Below are 25,884 nucleotides of genomic sequence, written 5' to 3' on the forward strand. Positions count from 1 at the left end.
CATGAGTGGCGAGACGGCGGTTGAGGGCTACGACGACGCGGTGTCGCGCTTCGTGGAGCGGTTCGCGGCGGAGCTGACCGAGGCCGGGATGCAGCGCATGGCGTCGCGCGTGTTCGCCGCGCTCCTCGCCTCCGAGGACGGCGCCCTCACCTCGGCGGAGCTGTCCGAGCGGCTGCGGATCAGCCCGGCCGCCGTGTCCGGCGCGGTCCGCTATCTATCCCAGGTCTCCCTGGTCAGCCGCGAACGGGAGCCGGGCTCGCGCCGCGACCGGTACCGCGTGCACAGCGACGTCTGGTACGAGACGTTCACCAAGCGCGACGCGATTCTCGCGCGCTGGGTGAAGGTCCTGCGGGACGGTGTCGCGGCGCTCGGCGAGGACACCCCGGCGGGGCTGCGCGTGGCGGAGACGGCGGAGTTCATGTTTTTCCTGGAGAACGAGATGTCGTCCCTGCTGGAGCGCTGGCGCGCGCACCGGGCGACGCTGGACCTGGGGTGACCAGCCCATCCACCTGGGCAACGTAACCAGCCCTCACCCCGGCAACGTAAGCCCCCAAGCCCCCGCCCGCACCGTCCACGTCCGCGTCCTGACCGGGCCGCCCACCACCGCGTCCGCGCGGTAGCGGAAGTCCGGGCCCGACACCGTCACCGTGTGCGCGAGCGCCCGCAGCGGCCCGCCGTCCGCCGCGTCCACCGGCGCCGGCCTGACCTCGACCCGGGCCCGGCCCGCCGCGTCCGGGACCACGCTCACGCCCTCGACCGGCCGGTCCAGGTCGACCAGCGTCACCCCGTCCGCCTCGACCCGCAGCCGCTGCGGGCACGGAACGGTCGCCGTCGCGGCCCGCGGCGCCCGCGCCACGAGCGTCCGTACGACGGACTGGCACGTCCGCAGCCAGTGCGGCGAGGGCTCGGGTTCCGCCGCCGGATGCGCCACCGGCGGAATCCGCAGATCCCCGAGCACCACCCCGTCCGAGTCGTCGACGAGCAGATCGAGCCGCCGCTCGACCCCTTCGAGCGCCGCCCGCGCCGCCGCCACCGCCCCCAGCGGCACACCGAGCGACCGGGACAGCGACAGACACGCCCCGACCGGCACGAGCGACAGAACGGAACCCGCCAGCTCCCGCTCCCGGTGCAGCAGCGCCACCGCACGCAGCAGCGCCCGGTCGTCCCCGATCACCACCGGCCGCCGGGACCCCCGCTTGACCAGCGCCTTCGCGAACTCCTCGGGCCCGTCCGGCAGGCACACCTTCACCGTCGCACCGGCGCCGAGCACGTCCTTCGCGATGCGCACCGACTCGCCGTCCGCACGCCGGGCGACGGGATCGACGACCACCAGAAGCTGGTCATAAGCCGCCACCTCGGTCCTGCCTCGCTTCCTCGGGTAGCATCTTGGTGCAAGAGCCCCTTGCGCTATTGCGCCAGGGGCTTCGTCTATTCCGGGGCACACCAAGGCACACCCATACAGGCGGCTACGGCCCCTGACCTTGGACATGCCCCGCCCGGAAGGGGTGTACGCCTGTGCCCGCACTTGTGCTGCTCGGTGCTCAGTGGGGTGACGAAGGCAAGGGAAAGGCCACCGACCTGCTCGGTGGATCCGTGGACTACGTGGTGCGCTACCAGGGCGGCAACAACGCCGGCCACACGGTAGTGGTCGGCGACCAGAAGTACGCCCTCCACCTCCTCCCTTCCGGAATCCTCTCGCCGGAGTGCGTGCCGGTCATCGGCAACGGCGTCGTCGTCGACCCGTCGGTCCTGCTCTCCGAGCTGAGCGGGCTGAACGAGCGCGGCGTCGACACGTCGAAGCTGCTGCTCAGCGGCAACGCGCACATCATCACGCCGTACAACGTGACCGTCGACAAGGTGACGGAACGCTTCCTCGGCAAGCGCAAGATCGGCACCACCGGGCGCGGCATCGGCCCGACCTACGCGGACAAGATCAACCGCGTGGGCATCCGGGTCCAGGACCTCTACGACGAGTCGATCCTCACCCAGAAGGTCGAGGCGGCGCTCGAGGGCAAGAACCAGCTGCTCACCAAGGTCTTCAACCGGCGCGCCATCGAGTCGGAGCAAGTCGTCGAGGAGCTGCTCGGCTACGCCGACAAGATCAAGGGCTACGTCGCCGACACCACCCTGATCCTGAACAAGGCGCTCGACGACGACAAGGTGGTCCTCTTCGAGGGCGGCCAGGGCACGCTGCTCGACATCGACCACGGCACGTATCCCTTCGTGACCTCGTCGAACCCGACCGCGGGCGGCGCCTGCACGGGTGCGGGCGTCGGCCCGACGAAGATCAGCCGTGTCATCGGCATCCTCAAGGCGTACACGACCCGTGTCGGCGCCGGCCCGTTCCCGACGGAGCTGTTCGACGAGGACGGCGAGGCGCTGCGCCGCATCGGTGGCGAGCGCGGTGTCACCACCGGCCGTGACCGCCGCTGCGGCTGGTTCGACGCGGTCATCGCCCGCTACGCGACCCGCGTGAACGGCCTGACGGACTTCTTCCTCACCAAGCTCGACGTGCTCACCGGCTGGGAGCAGATCCCGGTCTGCGTCGCGTACGAGATCGACGGCAAGCGCGTCGAGGAACTGCCCTACTCGCAGTCGGACTTCCACCACGCGAAGCCCATCTACGAGATGCTGCCGGGCTGGTCCGAGGACATCACCAAGGCCAAGACCTTCTCCGACCTGCCGAAGAACGCGCAGGCCTACGTGAAGGCGCTGGAGGAGATGTCGGGCGCCCCGATCTCCGCGATCGGCGTCGGCCCCGGCCGCACCGAGACCATCGAGATCAACTCGTTCCTCTAGGCGTCACACGCCCCGGAATGTGACAGGCGCCCCCGCCCGGCTCCACGGAGCCGGACGGGGGCGCCTTTCTTATGTGCCGGTCAGCCCTTGGTGTACGTCAGTGAGTCGCCGTTGGTCATCGTGCGGCGGAGTTCGCCGTCGGGCAGGATCTCCACCGTGCTCGGCTTGCCGGGGGAGCAGGTGACGGGCGGGCCGGAGACGACGTCGGTCGCGGCGATGCTCAGGGTGCCGCCGCTCGCCGACACGAGCGTGCCCTCGAACACGCAGTGGTACGTGCCGCCGGTCTTCAGCGGCCCGTCCGCCGTCATCGACAGGACGGTGTCGCCGGTGCTGCCCTGCTGGATCTCCAGGTGGCGCGTGCTGTGGCCCACGCTCGTGTCGATCCCCGATTCCCAGCTGCCGAGGAACTCCGTAGGGATGTCCCCGCCGGAGGGCGGTTCGGTGGTGTCGGGCGGCGTCGTAGGCGGGGTCTGCGAGTTCTGGCCGCCGGTCGTCGAGCCGGTGGTCGAGCCGGTCGTCGAGGTTCCGGAGGACGACGGGTCCGTCGGGTCCTGGCCCTGCGCGGCGGGCGTGGTGTCGTTCTTCATCAGCGCGTACACCGATCCGCCCGCGCCGAGCGCGACGACGAGGGCGACGACGATCAGCGCGGCGGTGGAGCGGCCGGTGTTGCGGGGAGGCTCGGGCCTGCCGGGCGGGACGGCCCCCGGGCCGTACGGGGGTGTGGGACCCACACCGGGACCGGCACCGCGGCCCGCACCGGCTCCGGGCCCGTACGGAGGGGTCCCGCCCCCGCCGCCCGGCTGCGGGTACCCGTACGCGGGGGACCCGGCGGACGCCGGCGGGGCGGGCGGCTCCGAGGAGGCGATCACCGTCGGCAGATGGTTCACGGCGGCCGCGCCGGGCTTGCCGGGCGGGGGAGGGGCGGGCGCGCCGGCCTTGGTGGGCGTGGGCGTGGGCGTGGGTGCGGCGGCCGGGGGCTCCTTCGTGAGGCTGAGCCCGGCGGGGGAGACGACGGTCGGATCCTCCACGTCCAGCAACTGCACGGCGTGCCGCCCCAGTTGGGCCACCAGCGCGCTCGGCAGCCACGGGTCGCGGGTGCGCCCGCCGACGCCGAGCGTGTCCTCCGCGCCGGTCCGCTCAAGGAGTTCGTCCAGGGTCGGCCGGGCCGCCGGGTCCTTGCGCAGGCAGTCCCCGATCAGCTCCCGGAGACTCTCCGGCACCGCGCTGAGGTCGGGCTCCTCCTGGGCGATACGGAACATCAGGGCGTGCACCCCGCTGTTGGCCGTACCGAACGGGAGCGTGCCCGTCGCCGCGTAAGCGAGGACCGAGCCGAGGCAGAAGACGTCGCAGGCCGGGGTGATCCGGTCGCCGCGGACCTGCTCGGGGGCCATGAAGCCGGGCGAGCCGACGAGGGCGCCGGTGCGGGTGAAGCCGCCGTCCGTCACCGTCTCCAGGGCGCGGGCGATGCCGAAGTCGATCACGCGGGGCCCGTCGATGGTGACCAGGACGTTCGACGGTTTCAGGTCGCGGTGGATGAGGCCCGCGCTGTGGATGTCCTTGAGCGCGTGGGAGAGGCCGGCCGCGAGGATGCGTACGGAACGCTCGGGCAGCGCGCCGTGGTCGTGCGAGACGACGGTCTGGAGCGTGGGCCCTGCGACGTACCCCGTGGCCAGCCAGGGAATGTCCGCCTCGGTGTCGGCGTCGAGGACCGGCGCGGTCCACGCCCCGCCGACCTGCCGGGCGGCCTGCACCTCAAGACGGAAGCGGTTCCGGAACTCCTCCTGCTCGGCGAGCTCCTGCCGCACCAGCTTGACCGCGACGGTGCGCCCACGGTCCGAGCGAGCCAGGTACACCTGCCCCATCCCGCCGGCCCCGAGCCGCGCCAGCAGCCGGTACGCCCCGATGTGCTGCGGATCTCCCGGCCCCAGCTTCTCCATGTCGCGCCACCCTCCCCCATATGTGACCAACATGCCCAACAAGCCGAGAATAGTGCGGTGTTGTGACAGCGGGGACGGGCCTGACTCGACGGTTCGGTAACAGCGCGCGGGGCGAGCGCACCGGATTGCGGCCCCCGGAGGGCGACAGTGTGTCGTGTCACAGGCCGTCCCGCAGACAGGACGCCGATGGCACTTCCGTCATGCGGACATTTACCCTCAGGCTCATGACCCCTCAGCCGAACCCCCAGGTCGGCGCCGCCGTCAAGGCCGCCGACCGTGCACACGTGTTCCACTCCTGGTCGGCACAGGAGCTGATCGACCCGCTCGCCGTCGCCGGTGCCGAAGGCTCGTACTTCTGGGACTACGACGGCAACCGCTACCTCGACTTCACCTCCGGCCTCGTCTTCACGAACATCGGGTACCAGCACCCGAAGGTCGTCGCCGCGATCCAGGAGCAGGCCGCCTCCCTCACGACCTTCGCTCCCGCGTTCGCCATCGAGGCCCGCTCCGAGGCCGCACGCCTCATCGCCGAGCGGACCCCCGGCGACCTGGACAAGATCTTCTTCACCAACGGCGGCGCCGAGGCCGTCGAGAACGCCGTACGCATGGCCCGTCTGCACACGGGCCGGCCCAAGGTGCTCTCCGCCTACCGCTCGTACCACGGCGCCACCACCACCGCGATCAACCTGACCGGTGACCCGCGCCGCTTCGCCAGCGACCAGGGCGCGGCGGGCGTCGTCCGCTTCTGGGCGCCGTTCCTCTACCGCAGCGCCTTCTACGCGCAGACCGAGCAGGAGGAGTGCGAGCGCGCCCTCCAGCACCTCGAGGACACCATCACCTACGAGGGCCCGGCGACCATCGCCGCGATCATCCTGGAGACCGTGCCCGGCACCGCCGGCATCATGACGCCGCCTCCCGGCTACCTCCAGGGCGTTCGCGAGCTGTGCGACCGGTACGGCATCGTTTTCATCCTCGACGAGGTCATGGCCGGCTTCGGCCGCACCGGCACGTGGTTCGCCGCGGACCTGTACGACGTGACGCCCGACCTGATGACCTTCGCCAAGGGCGTGAACTCGGGCTACGTCCCGCTCGGCGGCGTCGCCATCTCCGGCGCCATCGCCGAGACGTTCGCCAAGCGCCCCTACCCGGGCGGCCTGACCTACTCGGGGCACCCGCTGGCCTGCGCCGCGGCCGTCGCGACCATCAACGTCATGGCGGAGGAGCGCGTCGTCGAGAACGCCGCCCACCTCGGCGAGACGCTGATCGGCCCGGGCCTGCGCGACCTCGCCGAGCGCCACCCGTCGGTGGGCGAGGTCCGCGGCGTCGGCATGTTCTGGGCGCTCGACCTGGTCAAGAACAAGGAGACCCGCGAGCCGCTCACCCCGTACAACGCGACGGGTGAGGCGAACGCGCCGATGGCCGCTTTCGGTGCCGCCGCCAAGAAGAACGGCCTGTGGCCCTTCATCAACATGAACCGCACGCACGTCGTCCCGCCGTGCAACATCACGGAGGCCGAGGCCAAGGAGGGTCTCGCCGCCCTGGACGACGCCCTGACCGTGGCGGACAGCTACACCGTGTAGCCAAACGGGCACTCCGTGTCGCTCCCCGTAGTGCGTAGGCTGACCTGTCGACCAGGAGCCGCGTCCGAGCCGACGACGCACTACGGGGGAGGGACACGCACGTGCCCGTAAACGACGGTGGAGCCGCCGTCCGGCGCAACACCCTGCGCCAGCAGATCGCCGACGCCTTGCGCGACGAGATCCTGTCGGGGCGGCTCCAGCCGGGCCAGGAGTTCACGGTCAAGGAGATCGCCGAGCAGTACGGCGTCTCCGCGACCCCGGTCCGCGAGGCCCTGGTCGACCTCGCCGGGCAGGGCCTCCTGGACTCCGCGCAGCACCGCGGCTTCCGGGTCCACGAGTACACGTTCGCCGACTACCGCGGCATGATCGAGGCCCGCAGCCTGGTCACCGACGGCATCTTCCGCGGCCTCGTCGCGAACGCCGACCAGCACCACGCCACCCCCGCCGACCTGGCCGGCGTACGACGCCGCGGCGAGGAGGCCGCCCGCGCGGCCTCGGCCGGCGACCTGAACGTGCTGATCGGCTACGACCTGCGGTTCTGGCGCGAGCTCAGCGCCCTGTTCGGGAACCCGTACCTCTCCGACTTCTTCCACCGCCTGCGCGTCCAGGCGTGGATGTACGCGGTCCCGCACCTGCGCCGCGTGGACGACCTGCGCGGGCACCTCTGGTCGGGGCACACCCTCCTCGTCGACGCCATCGCGGACCAGGACGCCCTTGCCGCGCAGGACATCGTCACCGCGTACAACGAGGACTCCCTGGCCCTCGTGGAACGGCTGGCCTCGCAGTGACGACGGAACCCGCCGACCGCTCCGTCGCCGTGCTCGACGGCCTCGTCGACCTGACCGTCGTGGTCCCCGCGTACAACGAGGAGGCCCGGCTCGGCCCGACCCTCGACGCGATCAGCGCCTATCTGGACGACGGAGACGGCGACGGGTGGGGCGAGTGGGAGATCGTCGTCGCGGACGACGGCTCCACCGACCGCACCGGCGAGATAGCGGAGCTGGCCGCGGCCTCGGATCCGCGTGTCCGGGTCGTCACCAGCCCCCGCAACCGAGGCAAGGGTCACGCCCTGCGCCAGGGCGTCATAGCCTCCCGGGGCCGCCGCGTCCTCGTCACCGACGCCGACCTCGCCGCCCCCATCGAGGAGCTGGACGCCCTCGACAAGGCGCTCGGCGAAGGGCACACGGCGGCGATCGGCTCGCGCGCGACCCCCGGTGCCACGATCACCCGCCACCAGCACTACCTGCGCGAACTCCTCGGCCGCACCGGCAACTTCCTGATACGCGCGACGGCCGTCCCCGGCATCAAGGACACCCAGTGCGGCTTCAAGCTCTTCGACGGTGACCGGGCCCGCGCCGCGTTCGGCGCCGCGCGTCTGGACGGCTTCGGCATCGACATCGAGATCCTCATGCACTTCCGCCGCTCCGGCTGGCCCGTCGCTGAGGTGCCCGTGCGGTGGTCGCACCAGGAGGGCTCGAAGATCCGCCCCTTCGACTACCTGCGCGTCCTCGCCGAACTCGTGACGCTCAGAGCGCGACTCGTGACGCTCAGGGCACGCTCGGCGTCGAAGGCCGACTTCCTCATGGCGGCCCTGTTCCTCTTCCTGTCCGTCGTGCTGTACGCGGCCCGCTGGGTGTCCCCGGCCCACCGCTACCTGCCCGGCTCGATGCAGGACCAGAACCAGTGGGAGTGGTTCTTCGCGGTGACGGCGGACAATGTCCGCCACCTCCACAACCCCCTCTTCACGACGCTCCAGGGCTTCCCGGACGGCGTGAACCTGATGGCCAACACCGCGATGCTGGGCCTCTCCATCCCGCTCGCGCCGCTGACCTGGGCGTTCGGTCCGGCCGTCGCCCTGAACGTGGCGATGACGGGCGGCCTGGCCGCCACCGCGTTCGCCTGGTACCGGCTGATCCTCAAACGGCTCGTACGGAACAGAGGGGCCGCCGCGACCGGCGCGCTGCTCGCCACGTTCGCGCCCCCGATGATCAGCCACGCGCAGGCGCACCCGAACTTCGTCGTCCTCTTCATGATCCCGCTGATCATCGACAGGGCGCTGCGCCTGTGCGAGGGCGGGCGCGTGGTCCGCGACGGCGTCGTCCTCGGCCTGTTCACGGCGTACCAGATCTTCCTCGGCGAGGAGCCGCTGCTGCTGGCCGCGCTGGGGATGCTCCTCTTCGCGCTCGCCCACGCCGTCGTGCGCAGGGACGTCGCCAAGGCGGCCTGGCGCCCGCTGCTGCGCGGGATGGGGATCGCCGCCGCGGTCGCGCTGCCGCTCGTCGCGTTCCCCCTGTACTGGCAGTTCGCCGGCCCGCAGAGCTACAAGAGCGTGCTGCACGGCGACAACGCGGGCAACAGCCCCCTCGCCCTCCTCTCCTTCGCCCAGAACTCCCTGGCCGGCACCGAGGAACGCGCCGCCGCGCTCTCCCTCAACCCGACCGAGCAGAACGCCTTCTACGGCTGGCCGCTTGCCGTCCTCGCCTTCGCGATCGCCGTACGGCTGTGGCGGAACACGGCCGTCAAGGCGCTCGCGTTCACGGTGTTCGCGGCGGCACTGCTCTCGCTCGGCCCGAGGTTCCGGATCCCGCTGACGGACGTCGTACTGCCGGGCCCCTGGGCGCTGCTCGCGCACCGGCCGCTGTTCGAGTCGGTCATCGAGTCGCGGGTGGCGATGGTGTGCGCGCCGGCGCTCGGGATGCTGCTCGCTCTCGCGCTGGACCGGCTGCCGAAGCTGGACGCGCGGCGCCGGTTCGTCGGTATCGCGGTGGTCGCGGCGGCGCTCCTGCCGATCGTCCCGGCACCGCTCAGGGCGGTCGAGCGCACCGACGTACCCGCCTTCATCGCCGACGGGACGTGGCGCCGGTACGTCGGCCCCGGCGAGAGCCTCGTGCCGGTGCCGCTGCCCGACCCGGGCAACGCGGAGGCCCTGCACTGGCAGACCGCGGCCGGCCTCGGCTTCCACCTTCCCGGCGGCTACTTCAACGGCCCCTACGGCCCCGACCACGTCGGCATCTACGGCGCCGCCCCGCGCTGGACCTCCAACCTGCTGCGCGACATCCGCTATTCGGGCCGCGCCCCCGAGATCACCGACGCGTGGCGCGCCCAGGCCCGCCGCGACCTCGCGTACTGGCACGCGGGCGTGCTCGTCCTCGCCCCGCAGCAGAACGACACCCTGCTGCGGAAGACGGTCGACCAGCTGGTCGGCGAGAACGGGGTGTGGACCGGAGGCGTATGGGTCTGGGATCTGAGCAGCCTGCAGGGTGGGAGCTGAACCGGCTCCCGCGCATTACGCTGCCTTACCCGTCGTCTACTGACCGGAGGAGTCGCCTTGGCCTGTGACCTGTGGCTGGTCCCCCTCGTCGATGTGCTGTGCCACAGCCCCGACAACCCCTTCGCCGAGGAACTCGCGCTCTACGACAAGGCGTTGCACGAGGCAGGACTGCCGCCGGTGCCGGTCTACTCGTACATGCCGGGCCTCTCCGGTGACGTGGCCCCCGTCGCCGGCTTCGACTACGACGCGCTGCACTTCCTGCGCCGCGCCTACCTGCTCCAGATGTGCGGCCTCGCCGTCACGCCGGTCGACGAGCTGGGCGGCGACTACGAGCAGCTCCTGGAGATGTTCGAGACCACGGCCCAGCAGTCCCACCTGGTCTGGCACTACGACCACGCGGGCGCGTACGTCCCCGTGGACTTCCCGAGCCCGCTCTCCGACGACGAACTCCTCGCCGGGGGCGGCCCGTTGGGCTCCTCCCACGCGCTCCTCCGGGAGCTGGAGTACGTGGCTCCGTCGATCGGCATAGACCCCGCGAACCCTCCGGCACCCCCTGTCCCGCCGGCGGGCCCCACGGCCCTGGAGGAGCCGGCCGCTCCCGCGCCCCTCGACAACAGCCCGTTCGCCCGCGAACGCCATGTGTGGCTCGGCCTGCACGCGGCCGCGACCCGGAGCCTGGCGCAGGGCTCGATGATCGTCTTCAGCTGACCCCTGACCCCTGACCCCTGACCCGCTGACCCGGCGTCCCGGGGAGTGTCCTGCCTGAGTCCTCGCGCGAGAAGCTCTCAGCGGGGCTCGGGCGGGCGCTGGCGCGGCATGTTCGGGCGCGCGCCCGGGGGGAGGGGGAAACGTCCCGGCGGCGGATCGACGGGACGTACGCCCGGGGGGACGGAGGACTGCATCATCAGCGGCGCCGGGCCCGAGCGGAACTCCACCATCCAGTCCGCCGTCTCCGAGCGCACCAGCTCCGTCACGTCGTCCGTGAACCGCCGCAGCACCGACAGACATCGCTCGGTGGCCTCGCTGGCCGTGCCCTCCGCCGGACCGAGCACCTCCCGCACGCTCTCCGACGCCCAGTCGAACTGGAGCCCGTGCAGCCGCCGCTGCACCGCCTGCGCCGTGGCCACATCTCTTATCCAGCCCGACGTGAACCCGAAGTACCGGTCACAGGCCACACACGCCACCCCGAGCAGCAGCGCCAGGAACCCCCAGGGCGCGACCCCGCCGAGCGCCCCCGTCAGATCGAGCAGCGGCAGCGCCGCCCCCGACACGGCGCCTAACGCCGCGCCGCCGCGCAGTCCACGCGCCGCCCGCCGCTTCCACACCCGGTCGGCGAGATACCAGGAAGCCGTCTGCAGAGCCCCGCGCTCCACCCATCTGTAGAGCTCGTCGAGGCGCTCCGCGGGCTCGCCCCAGTCGCCGACCGGAAACATCCGTCCGGCCAGATCCCCCGGCCGCGCCGCCCCGCCCGTGCCGTCACGCCGCTCACCGCGCCCGTCCCACTCCTGCTGCGGCAGTCCCTCGGGCTGCATCTCCGGCTGACTCACCCGGCACTCCCTACGACTCGGTCCTGGTCACGGCTGAAGCTCAGCTGAGGCTCATGTGGCAGAGCATCTTCTTACCTCCCAATGGGTGGCCAAGGGCCCGTTTTCGAGGTATTTGAGCCCGGAAGTGGGCCTTGATCAGGTATAGGAAAGCAGGCCGCTTCACTCGAAAGAGTGCGGTGAAAGGTGCCGGAGCGGGCGCATCCCCGACCACGTAGGCTCGTTCCAGGGCGGAGACCCCGCCCGCGAGCGCAGGTCGAAACAGGACGCAACAGGAGCTGATCGTGATTCCCGGTGGTGGCCAGCCCAACATGCAGCAGCTGCTGCAGCAGGCCCAGAAGATGCAGCAGGACCTCGCGAAGGCCCAGGAGGAGCTGGCGAGGACCGAGGTCGAGGGCCAGGCGGGCGGCGGCCTCGTCAAGGCGACGGTGACCGGCTCGGGCGAGCTGCGCGGCCTCGTCATCGACCCGAAGGCGGTCGACCCCGAGGACACGGAAACCCTCGCCGACCTGGTCGTCGCGGCGGTCCAGGCGGCCAACGAGAACGCGCAGACGCTCCAGCAGCAGAAGCTCGGCCCGCTGGCCCAGGGACTCGGCGGCGGAGGCATGCCGGGACTTCCCTTCTAAGGAAGCCCGCGCGCAACTAACGTACGTACTACTCGGCGGCTGACATGCTCAGCCGTACGGCATCCACAACGGCACAGACAGACGGCACAGCAGAATTCGGAAGGCACTCCGTGTACGAAGGCGTGGTTCAGGACCTCATCGACGAGCTCGGCAGGCTGCCCGGCGTCGGTCCCAAGAGCGCGCAGCGGATCGCCTTCCACATCCTCCAGGCGGAGCCGACGGACGTCCGGCGCCTCGCGCAGGCCCTGATGGAGGTCAAGGCGAAGGTCCGCTTCTGCGCGACCTGCGGCAATGTCGCGCAGGAGGAGCTGTGCAACATCTGCCGCGACCCGCGCCGCGACCTGACGGTCATCTGTGTCGTGGAGGAGCCCAAGGACGTCGTCGCGATCGAGCGGACCCGTGAGTTCCGCGGGAAGTACCACGTACTCGGCGGGGCGATCAGCCCCATCGAGGGCGTCGGCCCGGACGACCTGCGGATAAGGGAACTCCTGGCCCGGCTCGCCGACGGCACGGTCACCGAGCTGATCCTGGCCACCGACCCGAACCTGGAGGGCGAGGCCACGGCGACGTACCTCGCCCGCATGATCAAGCCGATGGGCCTCAAGGTCACCCGCCTGGCCAGCGGGCTCCCGGTGGGGGGCGACCTGGAATACGCGGACGAGGTCACCCTCGGCCGCGCCTTCGAGGGGAGACGACTCCTAGATGTCTGACGCCACACTGAACACCGTCAAGGACGATCCGAACGACTTCGCGGTCCAGATCTCGGACCAGGTCGAGTCGTTCCTCGTCGCGGTCGCCGAGGTGGCGAAGGGCGACGAGCCGGACTCGGCGGTCCCCTTCCTGCTCCTCGAGGTCTCCCAGCTGCTCCTGGCCGGCGGCCGCCTCGGCGCGCACGAGGACATCGTCCCGGACGAGCGGTACGAGCCCGACCTCGGCCCCGAGCCGGACGTGGACGACCTGCGTCAGAAGCTCGCCCGCATCCTCGACCCGATCGACGTGTACTCCGAGGTGTTCGACCCCTACGAGCCCCGCAAGGCCCCCGTCGCCTGCCGGATCTCGGACGACCTCGCCGACGTCATGGCGGACCTGCGGCACGGCATGGCCCACTACCGCGCGGGCCGCACCACCGAAGCCCTGTGGTGGTGGCAGTTCTCCTACTTCTCGAACTGGGGCTCCACGGCCTCCGGCGCCCTGCGCGCGCTCCAGTCCCTCGTGGCCCACGTCCGGCTGAACCAGCCGCTGGACGACCTGGACGGCCTCGACACCGACGAGGACCTCACCGAGGACGCCCTCGCCGAGGTCGCGGGCCAGGTCATGGCGGAGGAGATCGCCGGTCCGCTGGGCATCCGTACGGCGAAATAACCGGCCGGTGACCGGCCGGCCGCGCCGGTGAGAGGTGTCCGGCCGTGGGTACTCGCGGGTGTGACACGGCGGCCGGTGAAGTGACCCAGCCCACTTTTCCGGTTGCCCGGCCGGGGTGCGGGCATGTGCCTGTCCGAGCGGCCGGAGCGCGACGCCCGCACCGGACCCCTACGATCCGGTGATCACTTCTTGAGCGGGACATCTCAGGATGTGGTATTCCCGGGGCTGATTTCGGCCGCTCGTTAGACTGAGCCGACCGAGACAAACTGAGCGAGGAGCGCACGTGGGCCTTGTCGTGCAGAAGTACGGAGGCTCCTCCGTAGCCGATGCCGAAGGCATCAAGCGGGTCGCCAAGCGAATCGTCGACGCCAAGAAGAACGGCAACCAGGTGGTTGTCGTGGTGTCCGCGATGGGCGACACGACGGATGAGCTGATCGATCTCGCCGGGCAGGTATCCCCTATTCCTGCCGGGCGTGAGTTCGACATGCTGCTGACCGCCGGAGAGCGGATCTCCATGGCACTGCTGGCCATGGCGATCAAAAACCTGGGCCACGAGGCCCAGTCGTTCACGGGCAGTCAGGCCGGCGTCATCACCGACTCGGTGCACAACAAAGCCCGGATCATCGATGTGACCCCGGGCCGGATCAGGACGGCGCTCGACGAGGGCAACATCGCCATCGTCGCCGGCTTCCAGGGCGTCAGCCAGGACAAGAAGGACATCACCACGCTCGGCCGTGGCGGGTCCGACACGACCGCCGTCGCCCTCGCCGCCGCGCTCGACGCCGAGGTCTGCGAGATCTACACCGACGTCGACGGTGTGTTCACCGCCGACCCGCGCGTCGTGAAGAAGGCGCGGAAGATCGACTGGATCTCCTTCGAGGACATGCTGGAGCTCGCCAGCTCCGGCTCCAAGGTGCTCCTCCACCGCTGTGTGGAGTACGCGCGCCGCTACAACATCCCGATCCACGTCCGCTCGTCCTTCTCCGGACTGCAGGGCACCTGGGTCAGCAGCGAACCACACGATCAAGGGGACCAGAAGGTGGAGCAGGCCATCATCTCCGGTGTCGCTCACGACACCTCCGAGGCGAAGATCACCGTCGTCGGCGTCCCGGACAAGCCGGGCGAGGCCGCGAACATCTTCCGGGCCATCGCGGACTCCCAGATCAACATCGACATGATCGTCCAGAACGTGTCGGCGGCCTCGACCGGCCTCACCGACATCTCCTTCACGCTCCCCAAGACCGAAGGCCGCAAGGCCATCGACGCCCTGGAGCGCACGAAGGCGGCCGTCGGCTTCGAGTCGCTGCGTTACGACGACCAGATCGCCAAGATCTCCCTCGTGGGCGCCGGCATGAAGACGAACCCGGGCGTCACCGCCGGGTTCTTCGAGGCGCTCAGCGACGCGGGCGTCAACATCGAGCTCATCTCGACCTCCGAGATCCGCATCTCGGTCGTCACCCGCGCCGACGACGTGAACGAGGCCGTGCGCGCCGTGCACACCGCCTTCGGACTCGACTCGGACTCCGACGAGGCCGTGGTCTACGGAGGCACCGGCCGCTGATGGCCCGGACCGAGAGGCCGACGCTCGCGGTCGTGGGAGCGACCGGGGCCGTCGGCACGGTCATGCTCCAGATCCTTTCGCAGCACGCGGACATCTGGGGCGAGATCCGTCTCGTCGCCTCCCCGCGCTCGGCCGGCCGCAAGCTGGCCGTGCGCGGGGAGGAGGTCGAGGTCGTCGCGCTGAGCGAAGAGGCCTTCGACGGCGTCGACGTGGCGATGTTCGACGTACCCGACGACGTCGCGGCCGAGTGGGCGCCCGTCGCCGCCGCCAAGGGTGTCGTCGTCGTGGACAACTCGGCGGCCTTCCGGCTGGACCCGGACGTGCCGCTCGTGGTGCCCGAGGTCAACCCGCACACCGCGCGCGTCCGCCCGCGCGGCATCGTCGCCAATCCCAATTGCACGACCCTGTCGATGATCGTCGCCATCGGCGCCCTGCACGCCGAGTTCGGCCTCCGTGAGCTGGTCGTCTCCAGCTACCAGGCTGTCAGCGGCGCCGGCCGCGCCGGCATCGACACCCTCCGGCAGCAGATGTCGCTCGTGGCCGGTACGGAACTGGGGACGCACCCCGGTGACGTACGGCGTGCCGTCGGCGACCTCACCGGCCCCTTCGCCGAGCCGGTCGCGCTCAACGTCGTGCCGTGGGCCGGCTCCCTGCGCGAGGACGGCTGGTCCTCCGAGGAGATGAAGGTGCGGGACGAGTCCCGCAAGATCCTCGGCCTGCCCGACCTGAAGGTCGCGGTGACCTGCGTACGGGTCCCCGTCGTGACCACGCACTCCCTCACCGTCCACGCCCGCTTCCAGAGCGAGGTCACCGTGGACAAGGCCCGCGAGATCCTGGCGACCGCGCCCGGTGTCGTCCTCTTCGACAACCCCGAGGCCGGGGAGTTCCCCACGCCCGCCGACGTCGTGGGCACCGACCCGACCTGGGTCGGCCGCGTCCGCCGCTCCCTCGACGACCCGGCCGGACTCGAACTCTTCGTGTGCGGGGACAACCTGCGCAAGGGCGCCGCGCTGAACACGGCGCAGATCGCGGAGCTGGTGGCGGGGGAGTTCACCTCAGGGTGACGCGTCTGGCGGGCGGCGGTCAGGCTTGGCCGTCGCCGTTGTCTTCCCCCGTCCGGCGTTTTATAAGATCTGCGCAAAGTCCTGTGTCGCCGAGTGGTGGTCTCAACCACTTGTCCCGAGCCCTCGCGGCGTCGGAAGATGCATCGGACATCCTTCTCCGTTCCGTGCAACCGGGCGGCGTGCGGGGGGCGTCTACGCGAACACTCTTCGGGGGCGTAGGGCGCCGGGGGACTGGGGCATAGGGGAAGAGCTGGTACGCATGAGGGCACTTGACGCAGTGTCGCGGGTGAGGCCTGCCGCGAAGGGGACGCAGATCGCGTACAACCCTGGCGGGGGGACGTGTGTCCAACAGGCGTGGCAGAGGTACTCGATTTCACAGTGGCACAGGCGAGGGGCGCGGCCCTCCGCCCGCCCCGGCGTCCCCGGAAGGCCGGTTCGTCCGGCGGTATGCCGGTGATCGCCCCGATGCCCACCGCGCGGTCAGCCCGCATACCGGCCCAGCGTGACGGCTCCGACGAGACGACGGCGGCCGGCACCACGGTCGACCACCTCACCGAGACGTACCGCGCCCACTACCGTTCGCTGCTCGGCCTCGCGGCCCTGCTCCTGGACGACACGGCCTCATGCGAGGACGTGGTGCAGGAGGCGTTCATCAGGGTCCACTCCGCGCGCAAGCGCGTGCGGGACCCGGAGAAGACGCTCGCGTATCTCCGGCAGACGGTCGTCAACCTCTCGCGCTCCGCGCTGCGCCGCCGCATCCTCGGCCTGAAGCTTCTGACGAAGCCGATGCCCGACATGGCGAGCGCGGAGGAGGGCGCGTACGACCTGCTGGAGCGGGACGCCCTGAAGCAGGCGCTGCGCGGACTCCAGCGCCGTCAGCGCGAGGTCCTCGTCCTGCGCTATTTCGCGGACATGACCGAGGCGCAGGTCGCTGAGGCGCTCGGAATATCCCTGGGCTCGGTGAAGGCGTACGGTTCCCGGGGCATGGCGGCGCTCCGCGTCGCCATGGAGGCATCGGCATGACCAGCGACCACGACCGTGACGACCGGTATGACCAGAGCGACAGGGATGAGCAGGGCAGGCGTGTGGGATCCGGGGACGACACTGTGAATCACGGCCCTGGCCCTGACGACGGCGCGGACGTGTTCGACGGTGACGAGCTGGCGCTGCGCCGCCTGATGCAGCACGCCGTCGAGGACATCGAGCCGAAGAGCGGGACGCTGGACCACCTGAGCCGCGCGGTGCCGGCCCGGCGGGCCCGCAAGCGGCAGGCCGTCGTCGGCATGGCTGCCGCGGCCCTGTTCATCGGTACGGCGATCCCGGCCCTCGTCCATGTGACGGCCGAGAGCGGTTCGAACGACCACCCGTCCATCGCCGGCAACAGCCAGGCGTCGCACGGCGGTACGGGTTCCGGGAAGGAGCCCGACGGCGGCCAGACCGGTACGGGCAGCCCGTCCGGCAAGGTGAAGTCCAAGGACAAGGGCAAGACGAAGGACAAGCCCGGCGACAAGGGCAAGGGCGTGGGCGGCGGGGCCACCGGTGGCCCCGACCCGTCGGGCACGGCGGCCGCCAGCTCCCCGGTCTGCGGCCCGGCCGACCTGGGCAACGCGACGGCGACCCTCGGCATGACCGAGGCGGACGGCAAGGTCTACGGCTCGTTCCGCGTCACGAACGTCTCGGCGGGCAACTGCACGGTGGACGGGCCCGGCGCGGTCTCGGTCCTCGCCCAGGGCGCGACCCAGTCGGCCAACGTCAACGTGGTCGACCACACGACGGGCGACGCGGCGACCGGTCTCCCCGACCCGTCGACGGCGCCCAGCCAGCTGATCCTCGAACCAGGTATGGCCTACGAGGTCCGCTTCGCGTGGGTCCCGTCGGCGGCGTGCCCTCCGGTGGACGGCAGCACGGGCGGCGGCGCGGGCGGCAGCGGCGACGCGTCCCCCACCCCGACCCCGTCGTCCGACACCACAGCCGAAACGACCGGCACGACGACGGACCAGTCAGGCATGTCCACCCAACTGGGCACCGAGGGCGGAACGGCGGACGGCCGAGTCTCGGTCACTCACACGGCAGAAGCGGGCACGGCGTCGGCGACGACGGTGATCCCTAATGCTTGCGCGGGAACGGTTTATCGGACGGGGATTTTGCCGGGGTCGTAAGGGAGCGCGTCGGCGTCGGCCGGGTTCCGTGACGGGTGCGGGGAGGTGTGACACACCTCCCCATCCCATTCCGCCGCAACGGCGCCGCACCACTACGGCGCATCCCGGCGGTGCCGAACTGGCCTCAGGCCGTCGTCTCCGCGCTCGCGGAGCGCGACGCACCCGGCACGTCCACGCCGGGCGCCCCATCCCCGTCAAGCCCCAGCGCAGCGTCCCGCTGGAACTCCACCTCCCGGCGCAGCAGCCGGAACCACATGAACAGCACGAAGCCCGCGAAGACGAACCACTCGCCGGTGTAGCCCAGGTTCTGGAACGCCTTCAGGTCGAGCCCGCTGCCCTGCGGGGCCGTCGCCGGGACGGCCGTCATGCCCGAGTCCGCCTTGTCGAGCGTGATCCACGCGTCGTAGACGTCGTACGGGACGAGGTTCACCAGCGACGCCGCGCTGATCGCGCCGAGCTGCCCGGCCGGCAGGCCTCCCGCCGCGGACGCCCCGTTGACGCCGGGGCTCTCCGAGGCCTGGAGCGCGCCGGTGACGGTCACCTCACCCTTGGGCGCGGCCGGCGCCTTCGCGGCGTTCACCGCGCCGGGCACCCATCCCCGTACGACGGGCAACGCCCGCCCCCCGTCGACGCGGAGCAGCGTCACCACGTAGAACCCGGTCCGGCCGTCGAGCTCACGGTCGGGGACGAGGAGCTGCTTGTCGTAGCGCCCCTTCGCGACGGCGCGCTTGCCGGACGACTTCCCGTCCACGGGCAGCAGAGAGCCGAGCGGCCGGGGCGCGGCCTTCTCGTTCGCCGTCGACTGCGCGGACGCGTCCTGGTGGCTCTGCACGCGGTCCTCGAAGCGGCCGAGCTGCCAGGAGCCCATGAACACGCAGAACGGGATGGCGAGCACGACGAACACGTTGATCCCCCACCACCGGGGGGTCAGGAGGAACCGGTACACCCGTCCCACGGTACGGCGCCCGCGCGGCGACCCCGGTCTCGGGGTGGGACCACTCACCCCGAGACCCGTAAAACTCCCGGCCCGTCGGCCCGTCGGCCCGTCAGCCCGCCAGATGCCGCGCCGCGAAGTCCAGCTCCAACCGCACCTGCTTGATCCGCTCCTCCACGACCAGCGACCCGTGCCCCGCGTCGTACCGGTACACCTCGTGCGTGGCGCCGCGGGCCACGAGCCGGTCCACATAGTTGTCGATCTGCCGGATCGGGCACCGCGGGTCGTTGACCCCCGCCGAGATGTAGACCGGCGCCTTCACGTCGTCGACGTACGTCAGCGGGGACGACGCGCTGAACCGCTCCGGCACCTCCTCGGGCGTGCCGCCGAACAGCGTCCGGTCGAGGGCCTTCAGCGCCTCCATCTCGTCGTGGTACGCGGTGACGTAGTCGGCGACGGGCACGGCCGCGAGGCCGACCGCCCAGACGCCGGGCTGCGTGCCGAGGCCGAGAAGTGTGAGGTACCCGCCCCATGAGCCGCCGGCGAGGACGAGCCGGTCCGGGTCGGCGAGCCCGGACGACACGGCCCACTCCCGCACCGCCGAGACGTCCTCCAGTTCGATGAGCCCGACGCGGTGCTTGAGCGCGTCCGTCCACTCACGCCCGTATCCGGTCGAACCCCGGTAGTTGACGCGGACCACCGCGTACCCGTGGTCCACCCAGGCCGCGGGCCCGGCCGCGAACGAGTCGCTGTCGTGCCAGGTCGGCCCGCCGTGCACCTCGAACACGGTCGGCAGCGGCCCCGTCGCCCCCGCCGGCTTCTGTACGAGGGCGTGGATACGGCCGCCGGGCCCCTCCACCCACACGTCCTCCACCGGCACGGACACCGGCGCCTTCGTCCCCGGCGGATCGAGGACGACCCCGCCGGACGTGGAGCGCACGACCGACGGCTCGGCCGCCGACGACCACAGGTACTCCACGCTCCCGTCGGGCCGCGGCGTCGCCCCCGACACCGTGCCCGGCGGCGTCTCGACCCGGGTCAGCGCGCCCGACCCGAACTCGTACCGCCACAGATCACTGCGCGCCTCGAAGCTGTGCGCGACAAGGAGCGCCGAACCGTCCGGATACCACTCGGCCGAGACGTCCCCGGGCAGGTCGAGGGCGAGCTCGGTCTCCTTGCCGGAGGCCACGTCCCACACCATCGGCTCCCAGCGCCCGCGCCGCTGGTGCCCGACGAGGAGCCGCGTGTCCCCGTCGACCGGCGCGAAGCCGAGAACTTCGAGACCCAGCTCGCGCGTGCCGCCCGCCGTGTCGTCGAGCTCGGCGACGGCCGTCCCGTCCGGCCGCACCACGCGCAGCGCCGCGTGCATGGCGTCCCCGTGCTCGGTGTGCTCGATGGCGATGAGGGTCCCGTCGTGCGAGAGGTCTCCGACACCGGCCGACTCACGGTGCCGGTAGATCTCCTGGGGCGCGCCGCCGTCGCGGACGACATGGATGGTCGTGCCGTCCTCGTCGGTGGAGCGGCCCACGACCGCCGTCGAGCCGTCTCTGCCGAGGGCCAGGCCCGCCGGGTACGAGGGTTCGAGCCCGTCGACCGCGGGGACGTCCTCGCCGCCGCCGAAGGGCTGGCGCAGCCACACGCCGAACTCGTCGCCGTCCTTGTCGCTGAACCACCAGATCCACTCGCCGTCGGGGGAGAGGACACCGTCCGTCGTCCCGTTCGGCCGGTCCGTGGCTCTGCGCTGCTCGCCCGTCGACCGGTCCCACGCGTACAGCTCGTACGTCCCCGTCGCGTTCGACACGAACAGGGAGCGGTGCGGCGCGTCCTCGGCCCAGTCGGGCAGGGACACCCTCGGCGCGCGGAAGCGCTTCTCCCAGTCCGGCACGGATCCGCCGTCCGCCCCCCGAGGGGCCCCGTTGCTCTCAGTCATGGCCCCATAGTGCCCCCACCCGCGGACAATCCGCTGACGAGGTTCCCCAGCCTGTGGATAACTTTCCGGCCGAACTCGCGGAACGGGTCACTCCGAGGCGTGGGCCTCGCCCTGCGCGACCTCGACACCCGAGTGCAGGTCGTACGCGGCTTCGGTCGCCGCGCCCGCGGAGAGCGCCGCGCACACGAGGAGGGCGCCGGCCACGGTTCGGCGCAGCGCCTTGCGCGGGCGCGCCGAGGTCGAACCCGGCGCGAGCAGCGCGGATACGCGCCGCGGAACCGGTCCCGCCGTGGCGGCGAGCGCCACGCGGGGCCGCGCCCCGGGCCCCGGCGCGCGCGCCGCCGCGAGCGCCGCCCGGCCGATCGCGCGCGCGGTCAGCGCCCGGTCACCCGTCGCGCTCGCCGCGGACTCGTCCGCCCAGCGCTCCAGCGCGTACGCGAGCGGTTCGCGCAGGCCGCGCAGCATCGGGTGAAGGGTGACGGCCAGCTCGGCCGCCGAGAGGAACAGATGGTGGCGGCCCTTGAGGTGCGCGCGCTCGTGCGCGAACAGCACCTCACGCTCCCGCGCGTCGAGCGCCCGCAGCATCCCCGTCGTGACGACGATCCGGCCCGGGCGCCCCGGCAGGGCGTACGCGTACGGGGACTCGTCCGGGTGTACGGACAGCTCGTCGGCGCCGCCGGCGGATCCGGCGTGGGCCGTGCGCATTTCGCGCCGCTGCCGCAGCCCCGTACGGACCAGCGCGCACGCGCCCGCCGCCAGCGCGACCAGGGCGAGCAGCGACACAGGGAGGGGGACCGAGGCGTCGTCGCCGAGGAGGGGCGGCGAGAGATGAGCGAAGGCGGCCACCGGCGGCAGCCGCAGCGCCCCGGCCGACGCGAGGAGGCCGAGCGCGGCCGTGCTGGACCCGGCCAGGACGACGGAGAAGCCCGCCAGTGTCCAGGCCGCCGCGCGGGGCGGCAGCCACTCGGCGGCCCGCCGCGCGGCGGGCACGGCGAGCAGCGGCATGAGCAGCGGAATCCAGACGGCATAGATCATCGGCCGGTACCTCCACCGCCGTCGGAACCACTGTCGAAAGCGCTGCCCGCGCCGTCGAGCAGCGCGCGCAGCATCTGCTCGTCCTCGGAGCTCAGCTCGGAGACGAAACGCGCGAGGACGGTACCGCGGTCCTCGTCCTTGTCGAGCTCGGCGTGCATACGGCGTGCCGTGAGCCCGTGGGAGTCCTGCGCGGGCCGGTACGCGTAGCCCCGCCCGGCGCGGTCACGCGTGACCGTCCCCTTGGCGTGGAGCCGGGTCAGGATCGTGGTGACGGTGGTGCGGGCCAGGTCGTCGGCGAGCGCGCGCTGCACCTCGCCGGGGGTGAGCGGCACCTCGGCCGCCCACAGCGCCGCGAGGACGCTCGCCTCGAGTTCGCCGGCGGGACGCCGTTCCTGATCCTCGGCCATGGGAACGATCCTCCGCTCTTCTTCGTCTACAGTTGCGTAGACCGTCTACACGACTGTAGTCACTCGGTCGGGTGAGTCCATATGGGGCAGCCCGTACCGCGCGTCCCGTCCTGCCCATTATGACGACGAAGAGAGGAGCGGCCCCGTGGCCGTAGACCCCCTCGCCGCCGCGCAAGCGGTGAACGTGCTGGACGCGGGTTCGCTCCTGTCCGCATTCGGAGCCCTGGGAGTGGCCGCCGTCCTCTTCGCGGAGACCGGCCTGCTCGTCGGCTTCTTCCTGCCGGGAGACTCGCTGCTCTTCACGGCGGGCCTGCTCTGCGTGAGCGGCTCGCACGGACCCGTCCACCTGTCCTTGCCGCAGGTCCTGGCCGCCGCCGTGGTCGGCGCACTGGTCGGAGCACAGGTCGGGTACTGGATCGGACGGCGAGGCGGCCGCGCGCTCCTCGCCCGCAGCAGATCCAAGAAGCTCCACGAGGGCGCGGCCCGCGCCGAGGAGCTCCTGGAGAAGTACGGACACGCCAAGGCCATCGTCCTGGCCCGCTTCGTCCCCGTCGTCCGTACGGTGCTCAACCCGCTGGCCGGAGCGCTCGGCGTACCGGCCCGCGTCTTCGTCCTGTGGCAGGCCGTCGGCGGCCTCGTCTGGACGGTCGGCCTGGTCCTCGCGGGCTACGCACTCGGCTCGTCGATTCCGAACGTGGACCGGTACCTCCTGCCGATCGTCGCCCTCGTAGTCATCGTTTCCCTGACCCCCCTGGCCCTGGAGCTGTGGCGCTCCCGTGCCCGGGCCCGTGAGCGCAGCGCCACAGAGGAGAGCACCTCGTGACCGACCCCCTAGCCTTCAGCGGCGCGTCCGTGGACGGCGGCCTCTACACCTGGGTGACCGATCTCGCGAACCGCAGCCCGCACTTCGTGAACCAGGTGGTGTCCCTGTGGACCGACCTCGGGCTCGGGCTGTTCGCCGTGCTGATGATCGTGGCCTGGTGGCGCGCGCGAGGTGACGGCAGCGTCCGTATGGCCAGGGTCCTCGCGTCCCCGGTCATCGTCGTCGCGGCGTACGCGGTGAACTCGGTCATCAAGTCGCTCGTCGACGAACAGCGCCCCTGCCAGACCATCCACACGGTCACCGTGGAGGCGTGCCCGGCGGTCGGCGACTGGTCGTTTCCGAGCAACCACTCGGTGATCGCCGCCGCGGCCGCCATCGCCCTGCTGTACGCGGACCGGCGCATCGGCCTGATCGCCATCCCGGCGGCGCTCCTGATGGCCGCGTCCCGTGTGTGGGTCGGCGCGCACTACCCGCACGACGTGGTGGCCGGCCTGCTGGTCGGCGCCGTCCTGGCCGTGATCCTCGCCCCGCTCGCGACCCGCGCCGCGCCCCTCGTGGACCGCCTGAGCACCACGCGCCTGCGCCCGCTGGTATCGGCGGGGTGACGTGACGGAGGGGGACGCGGTGAGCACGGGGGCCGAACGCGAACCGGACGCGGCGGGAAGCGAACCGGACGCTCCGGCCATCGAACCGGACGCGCCGGAAAGTGAACCGGACCCACCGGCGACCGAACCGGACGCGCCGGGAAGCGAACTCGCCACCCCCACGTCCACCCCCGGCTCGCCCGCGCACACACGGCGCGAGAGCCGCATTCCCCTCCTCACCGCCGCCACCTCCGCCGTCTGCGCCCTGCTCTTCACGGCGCTGACCACCCTGATCGTCGTACGCCACGGCCAGCCGCTCCCCGGCGACGCGGCACTCCACGACTGGGCCCGCGCCCACCGCCCGCCCGTGGCGCTGGCCCTGGGACGTGCGGTCACCGCCACCGGCACCGGAGTCTGGCCCTACCTCCTGGCGGTCCTGGCCGGAGCGTTCGCCTGGCGCGGGGCACCGGCACGCGGACGCCTGAAGGGCGCCGTCCTCGCCCTCGCCGTCCTGGTCGCCGGACAGCTCATCCGCACGGGCCTGATGGAACTCATCGCCCGCGCCCGCCCGGCCCGCCACGACTGGGCGACACAGGCCTCGGGCCACTCGTTCCCCTCGGGCCACGCCACGACATCAGCGATAGTCGCGGGCCTGCTCTGCTGGGCAGCGCGCCGCACGGTGACCCGAGTCATCGCCGTGAGCTGGGCGCTCGCCGTGGGCCTGACCAGGATCGAGCTCGGCGTGCACTGGCCGACCGACGTACTCGCGGGCTGGCTGCTCGCGACGGCCTGGCTCCTCGCCCTGCACACGGCGACCCCCCGATTCCGAGCCCCGCGACTCCCCACCACCGACGACCCCACCCCCGCGCCCCGTCGAATACGCCGAGTGACACCGCTGCCCCCGCGTGCCACTCGACGACAGACAGGTCCCACGTCAGGTGAACCCGAACTCCCCGTCCTCCGAGCCTGGGTCGTTACCGCCCGTCCCCACTGACCCACGGCAAGGCAACAACCCCCGTCCCCCCAAAACCTCCCTGGGCCCCCGCGTCCTCACCCTGATCAGGCGCCGCCTCACCTGGCTCATGGTCGCCGCCTACATCGGCGCCGTACTGGTCCCCGGCCCCGGCAAGTGGGCACGCACGACAGGGTGGGCCACCCTCACCCTCCAGCAAGGCGCCGGCCTCACCCACGCCACCACCAGCGCCGGCGCCCCCGCACCCGGCGGCCCCACCCTCCCCTCCCTCCTCCTCGCCTACGTGCTGTTCACCGCCGCCCTCCAGGTCCCCGCGCGCGAACTGCCCACGCTGCTCCGCCGCCCCCTGCCCCTGCTCATCGGCACGGCGGCCGCCGTCGGCGTACCCGTGGCGCTGCTGTTCGTGCTCTCCCGCGCGTTCGCATGGCTGCCCGATTCCGACGGCGGCAGCGGCCTGCTCACCGGGCTCGCGCTGATCGGCGCCATGCCCGTGGCCGGCGGCGCCACGGTGTGGGGCGGCAGAGCCGGCGGCAATCACACCCTGGTCGTCGGCCTGGTCCTGTCGTCGACGCTGCTCAGCCCGCTCACCATCCCGCTGACCCTGCTGGCCGCCGCCGCGGTCACCCACGGCCACTACTCCACGTCCCTGGGCCAGCTGGCCGGCACGGGCGGCGGCCTCTTCGCCGTGATCGGAGTCGTCGCCCCCTGCCTCGGCGGCCTCGCGGTACGCGCCTTGCTGCCCAGCCGTGCGCTGACCGGCGGCCTGGCCTGGCCGAAGGTCGTCGCACTCGCCGCCGCGCTGCTGCTCACGTACACGAACGCCACCGGCGGGCTCGGGGACCTCGTGAGCCACCCCGATCCGCTGCTGTTCGTCGCCGCGGCGGGGGCCGCCGCACTGATGTGCGGGGCGAGTTTCGGCCTCGGCTGGTGCCTCGCGCGGGCCCTGCGCAGCGACCGCCCCGACGCCATCGCGATCACATTGGCGACCGGTATGAACAACAGCAGCGCCTCCGCAGTCCTCGCCGCCGACCGGCTCGCGGATCACCCGCACGTCCTGCTGCCGGTCCTTGCCTACAGCGTGCTCCAGAAGGTCCTGGCCGGTCTGGTCGACAACGCGTTCACACGATCCTCGGAATTCGCGTCACGAATTACTGAACTTCACGAACTCCGAGAACCGTAAAGCGCAATAGCCCTCTATAAATAGAAGTCCGCCGGACGGGGCACGTTTCGGCCGTGACCTGACGCACGCACATCCGTTGAACCGGCGTGCGGACGCGACTGTGCGGCCGTATGTA

24 protein-coding genes are annotated in these 25,884 nt (G+C 71.8%); 17 read left to right on the plus strand and 7 right to left on the minus strand.

Annotated elements, in window-relative coordinates; genetic code table 11:
- Window position 1: 1 nt before the first annotated feature.
- A complete protein-coding gene (locus ABZ893_RS26110) occupies window positions 2-496 on the plus strand; it encodes a MarR family transcriptional regulator (protein WP_361407897.1) in 495 nt (164 codons plus the stop codon).
- 33 nt (window positions 497-529) lie between these two features.
- Here ABZ893_RS26110 and ABZ893_RS26115 read toward each other — a convergent pair whose 3' ends face one another.
- The gene (locus tag ABZ893_RS26115; protein WP_361407899.1) at window positions 530-1,354 is read right to left on the minus strand and encodes a diacylglycerol kinase; all 825 of its coding nucleotides are present in this window, start codon (window positions 1,352-1,354) and stop codon (window positions 530-532) included.
- Between the two features lie 161 nt (window positions 1,355-1,515).
- Here ABZ893_RS26115 and ABZ893_RS26120 point away from each other — a divergent pair, with 161 nt between their 5' ends.
- Window positions 1,516-2,799, plus strand: coding sequence for an adenylosuccinate synthase (locus ABZ893_RS26120; protein WP_361407901.1), 1,284 nt, complete (start codon window positions 1,516-1,518; stop codon window positions 2,797-2,799).
- Window positions 2,800-2,879: 80 nt separating this feature from the next.
- Here ABZ893_RS26120 and ABZ893_RS26125 read toward each other — a convergent pair whose 3' ends face one another.
- Window positions 2,880-4,736 (minus strand): serine/threonine-protein kinase, encoded by a 1,857-nt coding sequence (locus ABZ893_RS26125; RefSeq protein ID WP_361407903.1) that lies wholly within the window; start codon window positions 4,734-4,736, stop codon window positions 2,880-2,882.
- Window positions 4,737-4,960: 224 nt separating this feature from the next.
- On the opposite strand from ABZ893_RS26125, the gene ABZ893_RS26130 reads away from it, so the two are divergent.
- From ABZ893_RS26130 to ABZ893_RS26145, 4 genes are all read left to right on the plus strand, one after another.
- Window positions 4,961-6,316, plus strand: a complete 1,356-nt coding sequence (locus ABZ893_RS26130; protein WP_361407905.1) for an aspartate aminotransferase family protein — start codon at window positions 4,961-4,963, stop codon at window positions 6,314-6,316.
- A 101-nt stretch (window positions 6,317-6,417) separates the two neighbouring features.
- Window positions 6,418-7,104 carry a GntR family transcriptional regulator gene (locus ABZ893_RS26135; protein ID WP_361407907.1) on the plus strand — a complete coding sequence of 229 codons (687 nt, stop codon included), beginning with the start codon at window positions 6,418-6,420 and terminating at the stop codon, window positions 7,102-7,104.
- On the plus strand, window positions 7,101-9,587 hold the full coding sequence (locus ABZ893_RS26140) for a dolichyl-phosphate beta-glucosyltransferase (RefSeq protein WP_361407909.1): 2,487 nt from the start codon (window positions 7,101-7,103) through the stop codon (window positions 9,585-9,587). The genes ABZ893_RS26135 and ABZ893_RS26140 overlap by 4 nt, the downstream gene beginning before the upstream one ends.
- 57 nt (window positions 9,588-9,644) lie before the next feature.
- Window positions 9,645-10,295 (plus strand): hypothetical protein, encoded by a 651-nt coding sequence (locus tag ABZ893_RS26145; protein WP_361407911.1) that lies wholly within the window; start codon window positions 9,645-9,647, stop codon window positions 10,293-10,295.
- 77 nt (window positions 10,296-10,372) lie between these two features.
- Here ABZ893_RS26145 and ABZ893_RS26150 read toward each other — a convergent pair whose 3' ends face one another.
- Window positions 10,373-11,134 (minus strand): SLATT domain-containing protein, encoded by a 762-nt coding sequence (locus ABZ893_RS26150; protein ID WP_361407913.1) that lies wholly within the window; start codon window positions 11,132-11,134, stop codon window positions 10,373-10,375.
- A gap of 281 nt (window positions 11,135-11,415) precedes the next feature.
- Between ABZ893_RS26150 and ABZ893_RS26155 the strand changes: the two genes are divergently transcribed.
- The 7 genes from ABZ893_RS26155 to ABZ893_RS26185 all read left to right on the plus strand — a co-directional run bounded on the left by ABZ893_RS26155 (window position 11,416) and on the right by ABZ893_RS26185 (window position 17,903).
- A complete protein-coding gene (locus tag ABZ893_RS26155) occupies window positions 11,416-11,757 on the plus strand; it encodes a YbaB/EbfC family nucleoid-associated protein (protein WP_361407915.1) in 342 nt (113 codons plus the stop codon).
- Window positions 11,758-11,867: 110 nt separating this feature from the next.
- A complete protein-coding gene (gene recR, locus ABZ893_RS26160; protein ID WP_116511760.1) occupies window positions 11,868-12,467 on the plus strand; it encodes a recombination mediator RecR in 600 nt (199 codons plus the stop codon).
- On the plus strand, window positions 12,460-13,119 hold the full coding sequence (locus ABZ893_RS26165; RefSeq protein ID WP_361407917.1) for a DUF5063 domain-containing protein: 660 nt from the start codon (window positions 12,460-12,462) through the stop codon (window positions 13,117-13,119). Before recR ends, ABZ893_RS26165 begins: the two co-directional genes overlap by 8 nt.
- Window positions 13,120-13,402: 283 nt before the next feature.
- Window positions 13,403-14,680, plus strand: a complete 1,278-nt coding sequence (locus ABZ893_RS26170; RefSeq protein WP_361407919.1) for an aspartate kinase — start codon at window positions 13,403-13,405, stop codon at window positions 14,678-14,680.
- Window positions 14,680-15,744: an aspartate-semialdehyde dehydrogenase gene (locus ABZ893_RS26175; RefSeq protein ID WP_361407921.1), complete on the plus strand. Its 1,065-nt coding sequence runs from the start codon at window positions 14,680-14,682 to the stop codon at window positions 15,742-15,744. The genes ABZ893_RS26170 and ABZ893_RS26175 overlap by 1 nt, the downstream gene beginning before the upstream one ends.
- A gap of 354 nt (window positions 15,745-16,098) precedes the next feature.
- Window positions 16,099-16,767, plus strand: coding sequence for a SigE family RNA polymerase sigma factor (locus ABZ893_RS26180; RefSeq protein WP_361407923.1), 669 nt, complete (start codon window positions 16,099-16,101; stop codon window positions 16,765-16,767).
- The gene (locus ABZ893_RS26185) at window positions 16,764-17,903 is read left to right on the plus strand and encodes a hypothetical protein (protein WP_361407924.1); all 1,140 of its coding nucleotides are present in this window, start codon (window positions 16,764-16,766) and stop codon (window positions 17,901-17,903) included. Before ABZ893_RS26180 ends, ABZ893_RS26185 begins: the two co-directional genes overlap by 4 nt.
- Before the next feature lie 124 nt (window positions 17,904-18,027).
- Here ABZ893_RS26185 and ABZ893_RS26190 read toward each other — a convergent pair whose 3' ends face one another.
- From ABZ893_RS26190 to ABZ893_RS26205, 4 genes are all read right to left on the minus strand, one after another.
- A complete protein-coding gene (locus tag ABZ893_RS26190) occupies window positions 18,028-18,849 on the minus strand; it encodes an SURF1 family protein (RefSeq protein ID WP_361407926.1) in 822 nt (273 codons plus the stop codon).
- 100 nt (window positions 18,850-18,949) lie between these two features.
- Window positions 18,950-20,767, minus strand: coding sequence for a prolyl oligopeptidase family serine peptidase (locus tag ABZ893_RS26195; protein ID WP_361407928.1), 1,818 nt, complete (start codon window positions 20,765-20,767; stop codon window positions 18,950-18,952).
- An 87-nt stretch (window positions 20,768-20,854) separates the two neighbouring features.
- Window positions 20,855-21,802 (minus strand): M56 family metallopeptidase, encoded by a 948-nt coding sequence (locus ABZ893_RS26200; RefSeq protein WP_361407929.1) that lies wholly within the window; start codon window positions 21,800-21,802, stop codon window positions 20,855-20,857.
- Window positions 21,799-22,209 (minus strand): BlaI/MecI/CopY family transcriptional regulator, encoded by a 411-nt coding sequence (locus ABZ893_RS26205; protein WP_361407931.1) that lies wholly within the window; start codon window positions 22,207-22,209, stop codon window positions 21,799-21,801. The genes ABZ893_RS26200 and ABZ893_RS26205 overlap by 4 nt, the downstream gene beginning before the upstream one ends.
- A gap of 145 nt (window positions 22,210-22,354) precedes the next feature.
- On the opposite strand from ABZ893_RS26205, the gene ABZ893_RS26210 reads away from it, so the two are divergent.
- The 4 genes from ABZ893_RS26210 to ABZ893_RS26225 all read left to right on the plus strand — a co-directional run bounded on the left by ABZ893_RS26210 (window position 22,355) and on the right by ABZ893_RS26225 (window position 25,769).
- Window positions 22,355-23,032 (plus strand): DedA family protein, encoded by a 678-nt coding sequence (locus ABZ893_RS26210; RefSeq protein WP_361407933.1) that lies wholly within the window; start codon window positions 22,355-22,357, stop codon window positions 23,030-23,032.
- Window positions 23,029-23,637: a phosphatase PAP2 family protein gene (locus tag ABZ893_RS26215; RefSeq protein ID WP_361407935.1), complete on the plus strand. Its 609-nt coding sequence runs from the start codon at window positions 23,029-23,031 to the stop codon at window positions 23,635-23,637. Before ABZ893_RS26210 ends, ABZ893_RS26215 begins: the two co-directional genes overlap by 4 nt.
- Before the next feature lie 19 nt (window positions 23,638-23,656).
- Entirely contained in the window at window positions 23,657-24,610 is a 954-nt protein-coding gene (locus ABZ893_RS26220) for a phosphatase PAP2 family protein (RefSeq protein WP_361407936.1), read from the plus strand.
- A gap of 88 nt (window positions 24,611-24,698) precedes the next feature.
- Window positions 24,699-25,769 (plus strand): sodium-dependent transporter, encoded by a 1,071-nt coding sequence (locus ABZ893_RS26225; RefSeq protein WP_361407938.1) that lies wholly within the window; start codon window positions 24,699-24,701, stop codon window positions 25,767-25,769.
- The last annotated feature ends 115 nt before the right edge of the window (window positions 25,770-25,884 follow it).

The sequence above is a fragment of the Streptomyces sp. NPDC046821 genome, assembly GCF_040645335.1.
In the GTDB taxonomy this organism is placed as follows: domain Bacteria; phylum Actinomycetota; class Actinomycetes; order Streptomycetales; family Streptomycetaceae; genus Streptomyces.

Coding starts and splice junctions, on each gene's coding strand:
- ABZ893_RS26225 (WP_361407938.1), top strand. CDS start 24,699: ATGGTCGCCGCCTACATCGGCGCCGTACTGGTCCCCGGCCCCGGCAAG.
- ABZ893_RS26130 (WP_361407905.1), top strand. CDS start 4,961: ATGACCCCTCAGCCGAACCCCCAGGTCGGCGCCGCCGTCAAGGCCGCC.
- ABZ893_RS26110 (WP_361407897.1), top strand. CDS start 2: ATGAGTGGCGAGACGGCGGTTGAGGGCTACGACGACGCGGTGTCGCGC.
- ABZ893_RS26195 (WP_361407928.1), bottom strand. CDS start 20,767: ATGACTGAGAGCAACGGGGCCCCTCGGGGGGCGGACGGCGGATCCGTG.
- ABZ893_RS26200 (WP_361407929.1), bottom strand. CDS start 21,802: ATGATCTATGCCGTCTGGATTCCGCTGCTCATGCCGCTGCTCGCCGTG.
- ABZ893_RS26125 (WP_361407903.1), bottom strand. CDS start 4,736: ATGGAGAAGCTGGGGCCGGGAGATCCGCAGCACATCGGGGCGTACCGG.
- ABZ893_RS26165 (WP_361407917.1), top strand. CDS start 12,460: ATGTCTGACGCCACACTGAACACCGTCAAGGACGATCCGAACGACTTC.
- ABZ893_RS26205 (WP_361407931.1), bottom strand. CDS start 22,209: ATGGCCGAGGATCAGGAACGGCGTCCCGCCGGCGAACTCGAGGCGAGC.
- ABZ893_RS26185 (WP_361407924.1), top strand. CDS start 16,764: ATGACCAGCGACCACGACCGTGACGACCGGTATGACCAGAGCGACAGG.
- ABZ893_RS26175 (WP_361407921.1), top strand. CDS start 14,680: ATGGCCCGGACCGAGAGGCCGACGCTCGCGGTCGTGGGAGCGACCGGG.